The organism is Aureimonas flava, assembly GCF_003583935.1.
In the GTDB taxonomy this organism is placed as follows: Bacteria; Pseudomonadota; Alphaproteobacteria; order Rhizobiales; family Rhizobiaceae; genus Aureimonas; species Aureimonas flava.
In genome coordinates this window covers 640,815-657,127 of record NZ_QYRN01000001.1, presented here as the reverse complement: position 1 = coordinate 657,127, position 16,313 = coordinate 640,815, and the positions used below count along the sequence as shown (strand labels likewise).

Here is a 16,313-nt window from a genome sequence, read left to right as displayed (position 1 = left end):
CGCGATCCCCAACTCTTGCCGTCCGGCGCCCGTAGGGAGCGCCGTCGCCGATTGCCGTATCGGCGTCCTTCATCTAGAACAAACGTGGAACGAAATCGTTTCGACACCGACCCGCCGCCTTCGCGTTTGATTCTTGCCGCCTGTCCCACGATATGGGCGACGCAGGGGAAAAGAAAAATCCGGGCCGGGCCGGGCGAACCGATCCCTGCGGCATTTCATTCAAGATTCCGAATTCGACACAGCGCGGCCAGTCTCCATGAAGAACGTCATCTCGATCCGCGGCGCTCGCGAGCACAATCTCAAGAATGTCGATCTCGACATTCCGCGCGACAAGCTCATCGTGATGACCGGCCTGTCCGGCTCCGGCAAGTCGTCGCTCGCCTTCGACACGATTTATGCCGAAGGGCAGCGCCGCTACGTCGAGAGCCTTTCGGCCTACGCCCGGCAGTTCCTCGAGATGATGCAGAAGCCGGACGTCGACCAGATCGACGGCCTGTCGCCGGCCATCTCCATCGAGCAGAAGACGACGTCCAAGAATCCCCGCTCCACCGTGGGCACGGTGACGGAGATCTACGACTATCTCCGCCTGCTCTTCGCGCGTGTGGGCGTGCCCTACTCGCCCGCGACCGGCCTTCCGATCGAGAGCCAGACCGTCAGCCAGATGGTCGATCGCATCATGATGCTGGAGGAAGGCACGCGCCTCTACCTCCTGGCGCCGATGATCCGGGGCCGCAAGGGCGAGTACAAGAAGGAACTCGCCGAGCTTCAGAAGAAGGGCTTCCAGCGGGTCCGCATCGACGGAGAGTTCTACGACATCGCCGACGCACCGGCGCTGGACAAGAAGTTCAAGCACGACATCGACGTCGTGGTGGACCGCATCGTCGTGCGCGGCGACATCAAGGCGCGCCTCGCCGATTCGCTGGAGACCGCCCTCCGGTTGGCGGAGGGTTTGGCAGTCGCCGAGTTCGCCGACGGCCTGGACGACAACGGCAAGCCTCGCCAGATCCTGTTCTCCGAGAAGTTCGCCTGCCCGGTCTCGGGCTTCACGATCTCGGAGATCGAGCCGCGCCTGTTCTCCTTCAACAACCCGTTCGGCGCCTGTCCGCGCTGCGACGGGCTCGGCTCGCAGCAGCAGATCGACCCGAAGCTGATCGTTCCCGACGAGAACCGAACCCTCAAGGGCGGCGCCATCGCGCCATGGGCGAAATCGACCTCGCCCTATTACGGCCAGACGCTGGAGGCGCTCGGCCGCGAATACGGGTTCAAGCAGACCGACCGGTGGTCCGCCCTGCCGGAGTCGGCGCGCAACGCGATCCTGAACGGCACGGGGCGGACCAAGATCGAGTTCCGCTACAACGACGGCCTGCGGTCCTACTCCACCACGAAGACCTTCGAGGGCATCGTGCCCAACCTGGAACGCCGCTGGAAGGAGACCGATTCCGCGTGGTCGCGCGAGGAGATCGAGCGATACATGTCGGCGACCCCCTGCCCGGCCTGCTCGGGCTTCCGGCTGAAACCGGAGGCGCTCGCCGTTAAGGTCGCCGGCCTCCACATCGGCGAGGTCAGCGAGCAGTCGATCCGCCAGGCGGGCGCCTGGTTCGAGGCTCTGCCCGAGAAACTGACGCAGAAGCAGAACGAGATCGCGGTCCGCATTCTCAAGGAGATTCGCGAGCGCCTGCGCTTCCTCAACGACGTCGGCCTCGAATACCTGACCCTGTCGCGGTCGTCGGGCACGCTGTCGGGGGGCGAGAGCCAGCGCATCCGCCTCGCCTCGCAGATCGGGTCGGGCCTGACCGGCGTGCTCTACGTGCTGGACGAACCCTCCATCGGTCTCCACCAGCGCGACAACGAGCGCCTGCTCGCGACGTTGAAGCACCTTCGCGACATCGGCAACACCGTGATCGTGGTGGAGCACGACGAGGACGCCATCATGATGGCGGACCACGTGGTGGACATCGGCCCGGCGGCGGGCGTGCATGGCGGGCGGGTGATCGCGTCCGGGACGCCGGCCGAGGTCATGGCTCATCCCGATTCGCTGACCGGCGCATACCTTTCGGGCGCCAAGGGCGTTCCGGTGCCGGCCAAGCGGCGCAAGCCTCAGAAGGGCAAGGCGATCAAGGTCGTCGGCGCGCGCGGCAACAACCTCAAGGACGTGACGGCGGACGTTCCGATGGGCGTGTTCACCTGCGTCACCGGTGTTTCGGGCGGCGGCAAGTCGACCTTCCTCATCGAGACCTTGTTCAAGGCGGCGGCCCGGCGCATCTCCGGCGCGCGCGACGTGCCCGCGGACCACGACCGGGTGGACGGGCTTGAGCTCCTCGACAAGGTGATCGACATCGACCAGTCGCCGATCGGCCGCACGCCGCGGTCCAACCCGGCGACCTATACCGGTGCCTTCACACCGATCCGCGACTGGTTCGCCGGCCTGCCCGAGGCGAAGGCGCGCGGCTATCAGCCCGGCCGCTTCTCGTTCAACGTCAAGGGCGGCCGCTGCGAGGCCTGCCAGGGCGACGGCGTCATCAAGATCGAGATGCACTTCCTGCCCGACGTCTACGTGACCTGCGACGTGTGCCACGGCAAGCGCTACAACCGGGAGACGCTGGAGGTCACCTTCAAGGAGAAGTCGATCGCCGACGTGCTCGACATGACGGTGGAGGAAGGCGTCGAGTTCTTTTCGGCGGTTCCCGCCGTGCGCGACAAGCTGGTGACGCTGAACGAGGTGGGCCTGGGCTACATCAAGGTCGGCCAGCAGGCGAACACGCTGTCCGGCGGCGAGGCGCAGCGCGTGAAGCTCGCCAAGGAACTGTCGCGCCGCGCCACGGGGCGCACGCTCTACATCCTGGACGAGCCGACCACCGGCCTGCATTTCCACGACGTCGCCAAGCTTCTGGAAGTGCTCCACGAACTGGTCGATCAAGGCAACACCGTCGTGGTGATCGAGCACAATCTCGAGGTCATCAAGACGGCGGACTGGGTGATCGACATCGGCCCGGAGGGCGGCGACGGCGGCGGCGAGATCGTCGCCACGGGGACGCCGGAGGACCTGGTGAAGGTACCCCGCTCCTACACCGGCCGTTTCCTGAAGGACCTGCTCCAGCGCCGCCCCATCGCTAAGGCCGAAGCGGCGGAATAGCCGAAACTGAGCCCGGCGGGTCGGTCAGCCGCCGCCGGGCGCCCGCAGCGCCGCGATCTCCGCATGGACCTGCGGCAGCGCGCCCGGCAGATCCTCCGAGATCAGCCCCGGCCCGAACGCTTCGGCGGCTCGCCCGTGCATCCAGACGCCGGCACAGGCCGCCTCGAACACCGGCGTGCCCTGGGCAAGCTGAGCGGCGACGATACCGGCCAGCACGTCTCCCGTCCCCGCCGTCGCGAGCCATGGCGTGCCGGTGGCGTTGATCGCCGCCCGCCCGTCCGGGGCCGCGATCACCGTGTCGGCGCCCTTGAACACCACCACCGCGCCGGGGCGTGCCGCTGCCGCGCGCGCCGCCTCCAGCTTCGACAACCCCCCGTCGCCCGCGATATCGGGAAACAATCTCCGGAACTCGCCGCCGTGCGGTGTCAGGACCACGTCCCCGCCGGTCCCCCCGGCACACAGGCGGAACAGGTCCTCGGGAGCCTCACCGAACGCCGTGATCGCGTCGGCATCCAGCACGACGGCGCGGTTCGCCTCGATGATGCGTGCGGCGAAACGGCGAGCCTTGGCCGCGTCGCCGAAGCCCGGCCCGAGCACGAAGGCGTTGAACCGCTCGTCCTCGAGCAGGCCGTCGAAATCGTCCTGCGCATCGCAGCCCCGCAGCATCAGGGCGGTGACCTGGGCGGAGAGGCCCGACAGCGCCTCGCGCGGGGCGGCGAGCGTGACGAGACCGGCGCCACCGCGAAGCGCCGCCATGGCCGAAAGGCGCGCCGCGCCGCCCTTCTCCACCGGGCCGGCGAACACCACCGCATGGCCACGGTCGTACTTGTGGCCGGCGGCGGAGGGGTGCCGCAACGCGGCGAGCCAAAGCCGCGGCTCGTTGGCGTCGGCAACGCTCGGCACGTCGTTCCAGATGTCCGGCGGCATGCCGATGTCGGCGACGATCAGCGCGCCGCATTGCGCACGTCCGGGCATCAGGAGGTGGCCCACCCGGCGCCGCTCGAACGTCACCGTCCGGTGCGCCCGGACGGCGGCACCGAGCAACGCGCCGCTCGCGGCGTCGACACCGCTGGGCATGTCGATCGAGAGAACCTGTGATCCTCCGGCGGCGAGCCTGCGCACGGCCTCGGTGCAGACGGGATCCAACGGGCGTTGGAGACCGATCCCGAACAGGCCGTCGATCACGAGATCGTATCGGTCCTCCTCGAAGGCACTCAGCGGCTGGTCGCCCTCACCGCTCCCGAACGCGAAGAGCGATACGTCGTGGCGCTCGGCGAGGCAGCGGGCGGCGACGCGGGCGTCCGCCCCGTTCATGCCCGGCCCGGCCCAGACCGCCACCCGCGCACCATTCGCAAGGCCGGTCGCGGCGACCTCGGCCACGGCCCGCCCGGCCCTCTGCACGAGCTCGGCCAGCGGGATGCCTGACGCGACGGCAAGGGCGTCCGCCCGTTTGACGCCTCCGTCGTCCAGCAGCGATGTCGGCGATACCGAAGAACGCATCTTGGTGAAAACTCCATCGGTTGCCCAGATATTGGGCGGCGTTTGCGCATTCGCTGGGCAGTTGCGGGGCAGTGTTCGCTAGTTTTCGCGTCACTCATCCGCTACACAACGCACAGGCATTCGCCGCATCGACTCGGCCGGATCGACAGGCTAAACGCTTCACGGCCGGGAGCAGACGGTTATCCGTCCGAGGGCGGATACGTAAGGGGAGAGTGACTTCGGTGAAGAAGGTCGAAGCGATCATCAAGCCCTTCAAGCTGGACGAAGTGAAGGAAGCCCTTCAGGACGTCGGCCTCCAGGGCATCACCGTCATCGAGGCCAAGGGCTTCGGTCGCCAGAAGGGCCACACGGAGCTCTATCGCGGCGCCGAATACGTGGTCGACTTTCTGCCCAAGGTGAAGATCGAGATCGTTCTCGCCGACGAAGCCGTGGAGGCCGCCGTGGAGGCGATCCGCAAGGCGGCGCAGACCGGCCGCATCGGCGACGGCAAGATCTTCGTCTCCCACGTCGAGGAAGCCGTGCGCATCCGCACCGGCGAGATCGGCGTCGACGCGATCTGATTTCCGGCAGCATTCCAGTCAGCCAAACGAGTTCGGTCGTCCAGACAGAAAGGACACTCATGACTTCGGGCAACGATATTCTGAAGCAGATCAAGGACAACGACGTCAAGTTCGTCGACCTGCGCTTCACGGACCCCAAGGGCAAGCTCCAGCACGTGACGATGGACCAGTCCATCGTCGACGAGGACATGTTCTCGGAAGGCTCGATGTTCGACGGTTCGTCGATCGCCGGGTGGAAGGCGATCAACGAGTCCGACATGACGCTCATGCCGGATCCCGAGACGGCCCACATGGATCCGTTCTTCGCGCAGTCGACGATGGTCCTCTACTGCGACATCCTCGACCCGGTCTCGGGCGAGAGCTACAACCGCGACCCGCGCGGCACGGCCAAGAAGGCCGAGGCCTACCTGAACCAGTCCGGCATCGGCGACACGGCCTATTTCGGCCCGGAAGCCGAGTTCTTCATCTTCGACGACGTCCGCTACAAGGCCGACCCGTACAACACGGGCTTCAAGCTGGACTCGACCGAACTGCCTTCCAACGACGACAGCGAGTACGAGACCGGCAATCTCGGCCACCGTCCGCGCGTCAAGGGCGGCTACTTTCCCGTCCCGCCGGTCGACAGCTGCCAGGACATGCGCTCCGAGATGCTGACGGTCATGGCCGAGATGGGCGTCTCGGTCGAGAAGCACCACCACGAGGTGGCAGCCGCGCAGCACGAACTCGGCATCAAGTTCGACACGCTGGTCCGCAACGCGGACAAGATGCAGATCTACAAGTACGTGATCCACCAGGTCGCCAATGCCTACGGCAAGACGGCGACCTTCATGCCGAAGCCGATCTTCGGCGACAACGGCTCGGGCATGCACGTCCACCAGTCGATCTGGAAGGGCGGCAAGCCGACCTTCGCGGGCAACGAGTATGCCGGTCTGTCCGAGAACGCCCTGTTCTACATCGGCGGCATCATCAAGCACGCCAAGTCGCTGAACGCCTTCACCAACCCGTCGACCAACTCGTTCAAGCGACTGGTGCCGGGCTACGAGGCGCCGGTGCTGCTCGCCTATTCTGCGCGCAACCGCTCGGCCTCCTGCCGCATCCCGTTCGGCCAGTCGCCGAAGGCCAAGCGCGTCGAGGTCCGCTTCCCGGATCCGACGGCGAACCCCTACCTCGCCTTCGCCGCCATGCTGATGGCCGGCCTCGACGGCATCAAGAACAAGATTCATCCCGGCTCCGCCATGGACAAGGATCTCTACGACCTGCCGCCCGAGGAGCTGAAGGAGATCCCGACGGTCTGCCGCAGCCTGCGCGAGGCGATGGAGAGCCTCGATTCCGACCGCGACTACCTGAAGGCCGGCGGCGTGTTCGACGACGACCAGATCGACGCCTTCATCGACCTGAAGATGGCCGAGGTCCTTCGCTTCGAGATGACGCCGCATCCGGTCGAGTTCGACATGTACTACTCGGTCTGATCCGTCGCGATCGGACTGCGTTTGCGGGCCCCGGCGCACATCGCGCCGGGGCCTTTTTCGTTGCGCAACACCCGGCGCATGGACCGCGCGGCGCCGCCCATCGGCTTCCACGTAAAGCGATTGGCGGTCTTGGGCCGCCCTGCCCCGGTGCGGCTCGGGATCGCGCCGGCCCCACATCCACGGCCCGACACGAAAAGGCCGGCGGATCGCTCCGCCGGGCCCTTCGATGCGTTTCGAGGAGACGACCGCGTTAGGCGGCGGCCGAGACCTCGGCGTCCATCGGCACTTCGGAGATCGTCTTCAGCACCTGGCTGGCGATCTGGTAGGGGCAGCCCTGGGAGTTCGGGCGGCGATCCTCAAGATAGCCCTTGTAGCCGTTGTTGACGAACGAGTGCGGCACGCGGATCGAAGCGCCACGGTCGGCCACGCCGTAGGAGAACTTGTTCCAGGGCGCGGTCTCGTGCTTGCCGGTCAGGCGCATGTGGTTGTCCGGGCCGTAGACCGCGATATGGGCCTCGAGGTTCTTCTCGAAGGCCGCCATCAGCGCCTCGAAGTAGGCCTTGCCGCCGACGTCACGCATGTGCGCGGTCGAGAAGTTGCAGTGCATGCCCGAGCCGTTCCAATCGGTGTCGCCGAGCGGTTTGCAGTGCCACTCGATGTCGATCTCGTACTTCTCGCAGATGCGCTGGAGCAGGTAGCGCGCCATCCAGATCTGGTCGGCGGCCTTCTTGGAGCCCTTGCCGAAGATCTGGAATTCCCACTGGCCCTTCGCCACCTCGGCGTTGATGCCCTCGTGGTTGATGCCGGCGGCGAGGCACTGGTCGAGATGCTCCTCGACGATCTGGCGCGCCACGGAGCCGACGTTGGAGTAGCCGACGCCCGTGTAGTACGGACCCTGAGGCGCCGGGAACCCGCTCTCGGGGAAGCCGAGCGGACGACCGTTCTTGTAGAAGAAGTACTCCTGCTCGAAACCGAACCAGGCGTTCTCGTCGTCCAGGATGGTGGCGCGGGCGTTCGATGCGTGCGGCGTCACGCCGTCCGGCATCATGACCTCGCACATGACGAGGGCGCCGTTGGTGCGGGCGGGGTCGGGATACACGGCGACCGGCTTGAGAACGCAGTCCGAGCTGCGGCCTTCTGCCTGCATGGTGGACGAGCCGTCGAAGCCCCAGAGCGGAAGCTCCTCCAGCTTCGGGAACTCCGCGAAGTCCTTGATCTGCGTCTTGCCACGAAGATTCGGCACCGGGGTGTAGCCGTCGAGCCAAATGTATTCGAGCTTGTATTTCGTCATCCCAACTCTCCAAAGCGTCGGCCGGCTCTCGCGCGCCTCGCATGGCGCACGGCCAGAGCCAGCCTAAAGGAGCACATGCATATCTCATGCCAGTTCCGCGGGATGAGGTGAGCTACGTTGGAGTCGGCCGTGCCGACGAGCTGTCGGGGTCGCCGTGCCAAACCGTCAAACCACCGCATATGCAGGGTTTGAGCTCCGATAGGCACCCATGCGGGCGCATAACGAAGTTTCTTTACCCTCATCGTGGGACGCTCGGCAGGCCCCGAAGGATCGCGCGAGGGCCTTACAACTGCTGAAATAAGGTGCATATTGAATATGAAATGAGCAGGCCGCGATGCTGAAAGGCGCGGCATATCCTCGGAGAGGAGATCGCAATGGAACGGACGGCATCGATCCAAGGCGCAACCATCCTGGCCTTCCCGCTCGGCGGTCGGCGCGGCGCTCGCGCCTGGGCCGCACAGGCGGCAGACAGGAATCCGGTTCCCGAAATGGTGGTGGACTGCGACGCCTGGTACCATCAGGCCGCGGTGGACGAGGCCAAGCCGCGAAGCGACGCCTGACTTCGGAGCCTCAGGCGCCGAAGATCGAGACGCCCGAGCGTTTGGCGAAAGCCTCCAGCGCGATGCGCCCGAGGTGGGAGTTTCCCGCGGCGTCCAGCCCGGGCGACCAGACCGCGATGGATGCCTGGCCCGGGACGACGGCCAGGATGCCGCCCCCCACCCCGCTCTTGCCGGGCAGGCCGACACGATAGGCGAATTCGCCCGACCCGTCGTAGTGGCCGCAGGTGAGCATGATCGCGTTGATGCGGCGTGCCCGCTCCGCCTGGATCACCGAGAGCCCCGTCGCGGGGTGGCGGCCCGATTGGGCCAGGAAGCGACCCGCCAGCGCGAGCTGCCGGCAGGACATCGCGATGGCGCAGTGATGGAAGTAGACCCCAAGCGTGTAGTCCACCGGGTTCTCGATCACGCCGAACGACTTCATGTAGTTGGCCAGCGCCATGTTGCGGAAGCCGGTGCGTTGCTCGGATTCCGCCACCGCCTTATCGATCGCGACGCCTTGGTCGTCCGACAGGAAACGCATGAAGCGTAGGATCTCGCCCAGCGCCTCGCGCGGCTTGTGGCCGGACAGGATGACATCCGTCACGGCGATCGCCCCGGCATTGATGAAGGGGTTGCGCGGGACCCCCTTCTCGCTCTCGAGCTGGACGATCGAATTGAACGCGCTGCCCGAGGGCTCGCGCCCCACCCGCTTCCAGAGCCGGTCGCCGGCGATGCCGAGGGCCAGCGTCAGGGTGAAGACCTTCGAGATGCTCTGGATCGAGAACGGCGTGTCGGCGTCTCCGGCCGCTGCCACGGTTCCGTCCGGAAGCGCCACCGCCATGCCGAAATAGGCCGGATCGACGCGCGCGAGTTCGGGAATGTAGTCGGCGACCCGACCCCGGTCCGGCCGCGCACGCATCTCGTCCGCGATCTGCGAGACGAGCGACTGAAGATCGGGACCCGTGATCACAGCGGGAGCTCCTACAGGGTGGACGGGGGCCAGCGCGATCCGCCCGCCCTATGGCGACCCGGGAGGCCTAACCGCGCCGGCGATCCAATTCAACGTGTCGCGCCAGTCGACCATGCGGATCGGCGTGCCGTGGTTGCCGTCCTCGAAGCCCACGAAGCGGATGGGATAGGTCGGCTGTGCCGCACGCACGGATCGATACGCCGCGAGCTGGCGATCGAAGGCGTAGACCTTATCGCGTGTCCCGTGCGCGATCAGGACAGGCATCGGCTCGGGCCGGCTGCTGCGCAGCGCGCGGAAACGCTCCGGCGCCGAGTCGGTGCCGAGCAGCACCATCGCGTCGATCGGCGGCGCAGCGTTGCTGGTGGCCAGCGACCAGCAGATCTGCCCGCCCATGGAGGCGCAGGCGAGGATCAGCGTCGAGGCGGGATGCTCGCGCCGAAGCTCGCGGAGCAGGAGCCCGACGCGGCCGGCGTCCGCGTCGTCCAGCCGGCCTCCGTCCACCGTGACGTAGGTCCCGCCGGCGCGCACGAGGAGGTTCTTGAGCCGGTTGAAGTTTCCGCCGAACGACCAGTCGTTGAGGCCCAGTCGGCGATCCCCGTTGCGGCCGTGCACGAACACGAGAACGGTGCTCCCGCCCCGCGACGCACCCAAGGTTGCGAAGCGCAAGAGGCCATCCGGCGTGCGCAGTGTCCGCTCCGACGCCGCGCCCAGGCCCCGTAGCTCGACATAGGCGCGCCTCACGCGGCGCTCGGGTATCTCGTCCCTGCGATCGATATCCCGTTCCTCGCTGTAGGGCACGTCGAGCCGTCGGCCGTCGTCGAGGCTCGCGACCGGCTGCGGATAGGCGAAAAGCTCGTCCCGGAACGGCGCGAAGGGCTCGGCCCGGCTCGCCGTGGCCGCGCAAAGCAGGCCGACGGCCAGGCCCAGCACCCGGCTTGTTCTGCGCATCCTCGGTTCCCCTTTCGCCCCGGTTCCGGCTCACCTTAGCGGGCCGGCACGCGGGCAGGCGTTGCGGCGATGCGCCATGTGCGGGATAAACGCGCCCGGTCCCCCGCCGCATCATGCGCGACGGGTGAGAACACTTGCAGAACAAAGGTCGAAAGGTTACCTCGACATCATGCCGCAGCACGTCCGCGAGTGGTCTGTCCGAAGCCGGATGAACGTATGAGTCAGGATCTTTTCGCCGGAGCCCGCGCGCCGTCCCGTCCGTCCGCCGAGCGCGCGCAGAGCGATCGGGCGCAACCGGCTCCCGCGCCCTCCCCCATGCCGCCCGCCGACTATACGGCGGCCGATATCGAGGTGCTGGAAGGGCTCGAGCCCGTTCGCCGCCGGCCCGGCATGTATATCGGCGGAACCGATGAGAAGGCCCTGCACCATCTCTTCGCCGAGGTCATCGACAACTCGATGGACGAGGCCGTCGCCGGCCATGCCAACTTCATCGAAGTGGCGCTGGACGAGGAGGGTTTCCTGTCGGTGACCGACAACGGGCGCGGCATTCCCATCGACCCGCACCCGAAGTATCGCGACAAGTCGGCGCTGGAAGTCATCATGACGACGCTGCACGCTGGCGGCAAGTTCGATTCCAAGGTCTACGAGACCTCGGGCGGCCTCCACGGCGTCGGAATCTCGGTTGTCAACGCGCTGTCCGACGCGCTGGAGGTCGAGGTCGCGCGCAACCGGCGGCTGTATCGGCAGACGTATTCGCGCGGCATTCCCACGTCCGGCCTCATGGAGGTGGGCGAGGTGCAGAACCGGCGCGGCACCCGCGTGCGGTTCCGCCCGGACACCAAGATCTTCGGCGACGGCGCGACCTTCCAGCCGGCCCGCCTCTTCGCCATGGCGCGCTCCAAGGCCTACCTCTTCGGCGGCGTCGAGATCCGCTGGTCCTGCGCGCCCGCTCTGCTGCCGGGCGACGGCAAGGTTCCCGCCCGCGCCAGCTTCCATTTCCCGGGCGGCCTCAAGGACTATCTGGAGGCCTCGCTCGGCGGCCAGACGCGTGTCACCTCGCAGATCTTCGCGGGGCGGACGGAGAAGGTGTCCGGCCACGGCGCGGTGGAATGGGCCGTGTCCTGGACCATGGAGGACGGCGCCGTCCGTTCCTACGTCAACACCATCCCGACGCCGGAGGGCGGCTCGCACGAGGCGGGCCTGCGCGCGGTCCTGCTCCGCGGCCTCAAGGCGTTCGCCGAGCTGTCCGGCAACCGCAAGGCGGCCAGCATCACCGCCGACGACGTGATGATCACCGCGTCGGCCATGCTGTCGGTGTTCATCCGCGAGCCGGAATTCGTGGGACAGACCAAGGACCGCCTCGCCACGGCGGAGGCGCAGCGGATCGTCGAGACCTCCATCCGCGATTCCTTCGACATCTGGCTCGCCTCCTCGCCGCAGGATGCCTCGCGGCTGATCGACTGGGTGGTGGAGCGTGCGGACGAGCGGCTTCGGCGCAAGCAGGAAAAGGAGGTCAGCCGCAAGACGGCGACACGCAAGCTGCGCCTGCCCGGCAAGCTGGCGGACTGCTCGCAGACCGGCGCTGCCGGGGCGGAGCTGTTCATCGTGGAGGGCGACTCGGCGGGCGGGTCGGCCAAGCAGGCGCGGGACCGCGCGCGCCAGGCGGTGCTGCCGCTGCGCGGCAAGATCCTCAACGTCGCGTCGGCCGGCCGCGAAAAGCTCGGCGCCAACCAGCAGCTCGCCGACCTCACCCTGGCGCTCGGCTGCGGCACGCGCGGCAAGTATCGCGACGACGACCTGCGCTACGAGCGGGTGGTCGTGATGACCGACGCCGACGTCGACGGCGCGCACATCGCCTCCCTACTCATCACCTTCTTCTACCAGGAGATGCCCGAGCTGATCCGCAACGGTCACCTCTTCCTGGCGGTGCCCCCGCTCTACAAGCTGACGCAGGGCGGCAAGACGATCTACGCCCGCGACGACGCGGACCGGGAGCGGATCGTGGCGCGCGAGTTCAAGGGCAAGGGAAAGGTCGAGGTCAGCCGGTTCAAGGGCCTCGGCGAGATGCTGCCGGCCCAGCTCAAGGAAACCACGATGGATCCGCGACGGCGCACCTTGCTTCGCGTCGAGATCGATGCTTCTCCAGAGGCCGGGACGGCGGGTGCGGTGGATGCGCTGATGGGCAACAGGCCCGAGGCGCGCTTCCGCTTCATCCAGGATCGGGCGGCCTTCGTCCAGGATCTCGACGTCTGAAGAGACTTTGCCGACAGCCGGGGGTACGACCATGAATCGATTGATCCGCACCGCGTTCGCCATGGCGATCGTCTCGGCCGTGCCGGCGATGGCGCAGGAGCCTGCCGCGCCCGCCCCGCAGGACGGCGCCGCCGCTCCGGCCCCCGCCGAGGCTCCAACTGCGCCGGCACCCGCAGCGCCCGCAGCGCCGGCCGGATCGGACGCTCCGGCCGCGTCGCCGTCGACGGATCGCAACGCCGAGGTCATGAGCGCGATCGCCAACCTGTCGCCCGTCATCGGCGACGTGCAGATCGTCGGTCCCTGGGTGGAGGGCGAGCGCAACGGCGTGTGGCGCACGATCATGACGCAGGCGCTCGGCGAGACGAAGGGAAGCCGGTTCTTCTTCCAGCAGGTCGAGGAGCGCGACGGCAAGCCGCTGGTGGTGGCGAGCACCGAGGTGACCGAGATCGCCGAGGTCGACGGGGCGATCGTCGGCTACCGCGCGGACGCGCCGGCGGAGGGCGAGGAAAGCAACCTGACGTTGTTCTTCGACATCGTGCCGCTCGACGGCGAGATTTCCGAGACCTACGAGCTGTTCGTGGCGCCCGGCCAGCCCTATCGCTTCGGTCCCGCGTCGAACTGAGCCGCCCCGGCTCGACGCGCGCCTTCGCGGGCGCCAATAGTTCGGGATACGAAGTCGCAGCAAGAATCGCCGCCGCCGGACTAATCTTCGGCGGAGGATAAGATGCGTGCGAACTTGTTCTCTGGTTGACAGACCGGACTTGGACGCCTATCGCCCGTCACGGGATACGAAGCTCCTTCGGACTTGCTCCCAAGTCCGGCAGCAAGAGACATCCGATTTCATGCCCTTTTCTGATCTTGGTCTGAGTGCGAAGGTTCTGTCCGCCGTGGAAGCGGCCGGTTACACGGAGCCGACGCCGATTCAGGCACAAGCGATCCCGCACGCACTCCAGCGGCGGGACGTGCTGGGCATCGCCCAGACCGGAACGGGAAAGACCGCCTCCTTCGTGCTGCCGATGCTGACGCTGCTGGAGCAGGGCCGCGCCCGCGCGCGCATGCCGCGCACGCTGATCATCGAGCCGACGCGCGAGCTCGCCGCGCAGGTCGAAGAATCCTTCGTCAAGTACGGCGTCAATCAGCGCCTCAACGTGGCGCTGCTGATCGGCGGCGTCTCCTTCGAGGAGCAGAACAAGAAGCTGGAACGCGGCGTCGATGTCCTGATCGCGACGCCGGGCCGCCTTCTCGACCATTTCGAGCGCGGCCGCCTGCTGATGACCGGCGTCGAGATCCTCGTGATCGATGAAGCCGACCGGATGCTCGACATGGGCTTCATCCCGGACATCGAGCGCATCTGCAAGATGATCCCCTTCACGCGCCAGACGCTGTTCTTCTCGGCCACGATGCCGCCCGAGATCACGCGCCTCGCGGACCAGTTCCTCCAGAACCCCGTGCGGGTCGAGGTCGCCAAGGCCTCGTCCACCGCTCTCACCGTTGAGCAGCGGCTGGTCGCGACCCGCAAGGAGGACTACGAGAAGCGCGAGACGCTGCGCCGGGTGATCCGCGAGCAGGGCGACGAGCTGACCAACGCCATCATCTTCTGCAACCGCAAGCGCGACGTGTCGCTGCTCTTCCGCTCGCTGGAGAAGCATGGATTCTCCGTCGGCGCGCTGCATGGCGACATGGACCAGCGCGCGCGCACGATGACGCTGCAGGCCTTCCGCGACAACAAGCTGACGCTGCTGGTGGCCTCCGACGTCGCCGCGCGCGGCCTCGACATCCCGATGGTCAGCCACGTCTTCAATTTCGACGTTCCGATCCATGCCGAGGACTACGTTCACCGCATCGGCCGTACCGGCCGTGCCGGCCGCTCGGGCAAGGCGTTCACCCTCGTCGCGAAGGCCGACAAGAAATATCTCGACGCGATCGAGACGATGATCGGCAAGCAGGTCGAATGGCTCGACGGCGACGTCGCGTCGCTACCGGCCGTCGAGGAGACCGAAGAGGCGCCCAAGGGCCGCCGGGGCGCCAGTCGCCGGAGCGAGACGGACGGGCGGCGCTCGTCCTCGCGTTCGGGACGGACCACCCGCCGCAGCCGCGAGGCGGCCGCCGAGAGCGTCGTGGACGACGAGAGCGGCAACGAGGTGGAGCAGGCAGCGTCGGAGCTTCTGGAGGCCATTCCTGCCGAGCCGGCTAAGCGCGCCGACCCGCGCGAGGAGAGCCGTCCCGCGCGCCGCAACGACCGCCCGCAGGCGGGTGGTGGGCGGCGGTCCGGCGAGCGCGGCGGCTCGGGCCGAGACGACGCGACGCCCGTCGGCTTCGGCGACGAGATCCCCGCCTTCATGCTCATTCAGACGGGCGCCTGATCCGCCGACGCGGTTCGCCTTTCTCTTCGGCTGCCGGTGGACGCTTGCCGCGCCTCGGCGGCTTTTTCATGCCATGCCGCACGGCGGCCTCGCCCGCGAGCCGGGCCCATTCGGCCATTATCTCGGGATCGTCCCAGGCGTCCTCGGGAAGGCTGTGATAGGGCATGTCGACGGGGGCCCGGCCCTCGCGCTGGTAGGTCCAGCGGCGCGCGCCGGCCGCCTCGAACCGGGCGGCGGTGAGGGCATCGGTCTTTAGCAGGAGTTCGTCCCTCAGGACGACGGCCAAGATGCGCCCATCGGCGTAGACGCCCTTCCCCCCGAACATGCGGCGGATCGAGATCGGCTGGAGCGATGCGAACAGCTCGTGGAGCGTTTCGTCGTCCAAGGCGGTCTCAGGCCGCGGATCGCGCCGCCGCCACGGCCGCGTCGTCCGCCGGCTTGAGTTCGATGGATTCGCCGCAGCCGCAGGCCGAGGTCTGGTTGGGGTTGGTGAAGGTGAAACCGGACCGGAGCGTCGTCTCCTCGTAGTCCATGCGTGTGCCGAGCAGGAACAGCACCGCCTCGGGGGCCACGAAGACCTTGGCCCCGGCGTGCTCCACCATGTCCTCGCCGGGCTTCGGCTCCGTCACAAGGTCGATCGTGTATTCCATGCCCGCGCAGCCGCCCTTCTTGACGCCGACGCGCAGGCCCAGCGCCTCGCCGCCGCGCGCTTCCACGATCGCGCGCACACGCTCGGCGGCGGCGTCGGACAGGGAAAGAACGGAAAAGCGGCCCATGGGAGGCTCCTTCAAGGCGGTGTCATCAGCAAGTTGGGACGTGCGGCGCGGTCGCGCAAGCCCGTTCCGGCTGGTCAGAACCAGCCGACGGCCACCTGGGCTTCCTCGCTCATGCGCTCGGGCGTCCAGGGCGGATCGAACACCAGCTCGACCTTGACCACCTGGATGCCTTCCACCGATCCGACGGCGTTCTCCACCCAGCCCGGCATCTCGCCCGCCACAGGGCAGCCCGGCGCCGTCAACGTCATGTCGATGTCGACGTTGCGGTCGTCGTCGATGTCGATCTTGTAGATCAGGCCGAGCTCGTAGATGTCGGCGGGAATCTCGGGATCGTAGACGGTCTTGAGCGCGGCCACGATGTCGTCCGTCAGCCGGGCGAGCTCGTCCGGCGGAATGGCCGATTCCTTGGCCGTTCCGGCAGTCTGGAGGTTGGCGCCGACGCGCTCCGCGTCGGTGGTCTGCGGCGTATCGAGCGCCGCCGTGTCGTGTGTGTCGGCCATCAGATGGCTCC

At 67.5% G+C, this 16,313-nt stretch carries 14 protein-coding genes; 7 read left to right on the top strand and 7 right to left on the bottom strand.

The genetic code is table 11. The annotated features are described in order from the left end of the window. The first annotated feature begins 256 nt into the window (after nucleotides 1-256). Nucleotides 257-3,133 carry an excinuclease ABC subunit UvrA gene (uvrA, locus tag D3218_RS03180; protein ID WP_119538411.1) on the top strand — a complete coding sequence of 959 codons (2,877 nt, stop codon included), beginning with the start codon at nucleotides 257-259 and terminating at the stop codon, nucleotides 3,131-3,133. Between the two features lie 24 nt (nucleotides 3,134-3,157). On the opposite strand, the gene D3218_RS03175 is transcribed toward uvrA, so the two are convergent. Beyond that, the gene (locus D3218_RS03175) at nucleotides 3,158-4,633 is read right to left on the bottom strand and encodes an NAD(P)H-hydrate dehydratase (RefSeq protein WP_119538410.1); all 1,476 of its coding nucleotides are present in this window, start codon (nucleotides 4,631-4,633) and stop codon (nucleotides 3,158-3,160) included. Between the two features lie 221 nt (nucleotides 4,634-4,854). Here D3218_RS03175 and D3218_RS03170 point away from each other — a divergent pair, with 221 nt between their 5' ends. Both D3218_RS03170 and glnA read left to right on the top strand, forming a co-directional pair. After that, complete coding sequence (locus D3218_RS03170; RefSeq protein ID WP_119538409.1) at nucleotides 4,855-5,193, top strand: P-II family nitrogen regulator; 339 nt, start codon at nucleotides 4,855-4,857, stop codon at nucleotides 5,191-5,193. Nucleotides 5,194-5,252: 59 nt separating this feature from the next. Continuing rightward, nucleotides 5,253-6,662, top strand: a complete 1,410-nt coding sequence (gene glnA / locus D3218_RS03165) for a type I glutamate--ammonia ligase (protein WP_119538408.1) — start codon at nucleotides 5,253-5,255, stop codon at nucleotides 6,660-6,662. A gap of 250 nt (nucleotides 6,663-6,912) precedes the next feature. On the opposite strand, the gene D3218_RS03160 is transcribed toward glnA, so the two are convergent. After that, nucleotides 6,913-7,953: a glutamine synthetase beta-grasp domain-containing protein gene (locus D3218_RS03160; RefSeq protein ID WP_119538407.1), complete on the bottom strand. Its 1,041-nt coding sequence runs from the start codon at nucleotides 7,951-7,953 to the stop codon at nucleotides 6,913-6,915. 374 nt (nucleotides 7,954-8,327) lie between these two features. On the opposite strand from D3218_RS03160, the gene D3218_RS03155 reads away from it, so the two are divergent. Continuing rightward, nucleotides 8,328-8,513, top strand: coding sequence for a DUF2735 domain-containing protein (locus D3218_RS03155; RefSeq protein ID WP_119538406.1), 186 nt, complete (start codon nucleotides 8,328-8,330; stop codon nucleotides 8,511-8,513). A 10-nt stretch (nucleotides 8,514-8,523) separates the two neighbouring features. Here D3218_RS03155 and D3218_RS03150 read toward each other — a convergent pair whose 3' ends face one another. Continuing rightward, nucleotides 8,524-9,459 (bottom strand): glutaminase, encoded by a 936-nt coding sequence (locus tag D3218_RS03150; protein WP_425359284.1) that lies wholly within the window; start codon nucleotides 9,457-9,459, stop codon nucleotides 8,524-8,526. A gap of 51 nt (nucleotides 9,460-9,510) precedes the next feature. Continuing rightward, a complete protein-coding gene (locus D3218_RS03145) occupies nucleotides 9,511-10,410 on the bottom strand; it encodes an alpha/beta hydrolase (RefSeq protein WP_136625047.1) in 900 nt (299 codons plus the stop codon). A 216-nt stretch (nucleotides 10,411-10,626) separates the two neighbouring features. Here D3218_RS03145 and parE point away from each other — a divergent pair, with 216 nt between their 5' ends. From parE to D3218_RS03130, 3 genes are all read left to right on the top strand, one after another. Then, on the top strand, nucleotides 10,627-12,663 hold the full coding sequence (gene parE, locus D3218_RS03140) for a DNA topoisomerase IV subunit B (RefSeq protein WP_119538403.1): 2,037 nt from the start codon (nucleotides 10,627-10,629) through the stop codon (nucleotides 12,661-12,663). 31 nt (nucleotides 12,664-12,694) lie between these two features. Beyond that, nucleotides 12,695-13,285, top strand: coding sequence for a hypothetical protein (locus D3218_RS19910; RefSeq protein ID WP_210209622.1), 591 nt, complete (start codon nucleotides 12,695-12,697; stop codon nucleotides 13,283-13,285). Between the two features lie 220 nt (nucleotides 13,286-13,505). Continuing rightward, complete coding sequence (locus D3218_RS03130; RefSeq protein ID WP_119538402.1) at nucleotides 13,506-15,026, top strand: DEAD/DEAH box helicase; 1,521 nt, start codon at nucleotides 13,506-13,508, stop codon at nucleotides 15,024-15,026. On the opposite strand, the gene D3218_RS03125 is transcribed toward D3218_RS03130, so the two are convergent. From D3218_RS03125 to D3218_RS03115, 3 genes are all read right to left on the bottom strand, one after another. Then, nucleotides 15,007-15,411, bottom strand: coding sequence for a TfoX/Sxy family protein (locus tag D3218_RS03125; protein WP_119538401.1), 405 nt, complete (start codon nucleotides 15,409-15,411; stop codon nucleotides 15,007-15,009). The genes D3218_RS03130 and D3218_RS03125 overlap by 20 nt on opposite strands. A gap of 7 nt (nucleotides 15,412-15,418) precedes the next feature. Then, a complete protein-coding gene (sufA, locus tag D3218_RS03120; RefSeq protein ID WP_119538400.1) occupies nucleotides 15,419-15,802 on the bottom strand; it encodes a Fe-S cluster assembly scaffold SufA in 384 nt (127 codons plus the stop codon). Nucleotides 15,803-15,876: 74 nt separating this feature from the next. Next, the gene (locus tag D3218_RS03115) at nucleotides 15,877-16,302 is read right to left on the bottom strand and encodes an SUF system Fe-S cluster assembly protein (protein WP_245414892.1); all 426 of its coding nucleotides are present in this window, start codon (nucleotides 16,300-16,302) and stop codon (nucleotides 15,877-15,879) included. Nucleotides 16,303-16,313 lie beyond the last annotated feature (11 nt).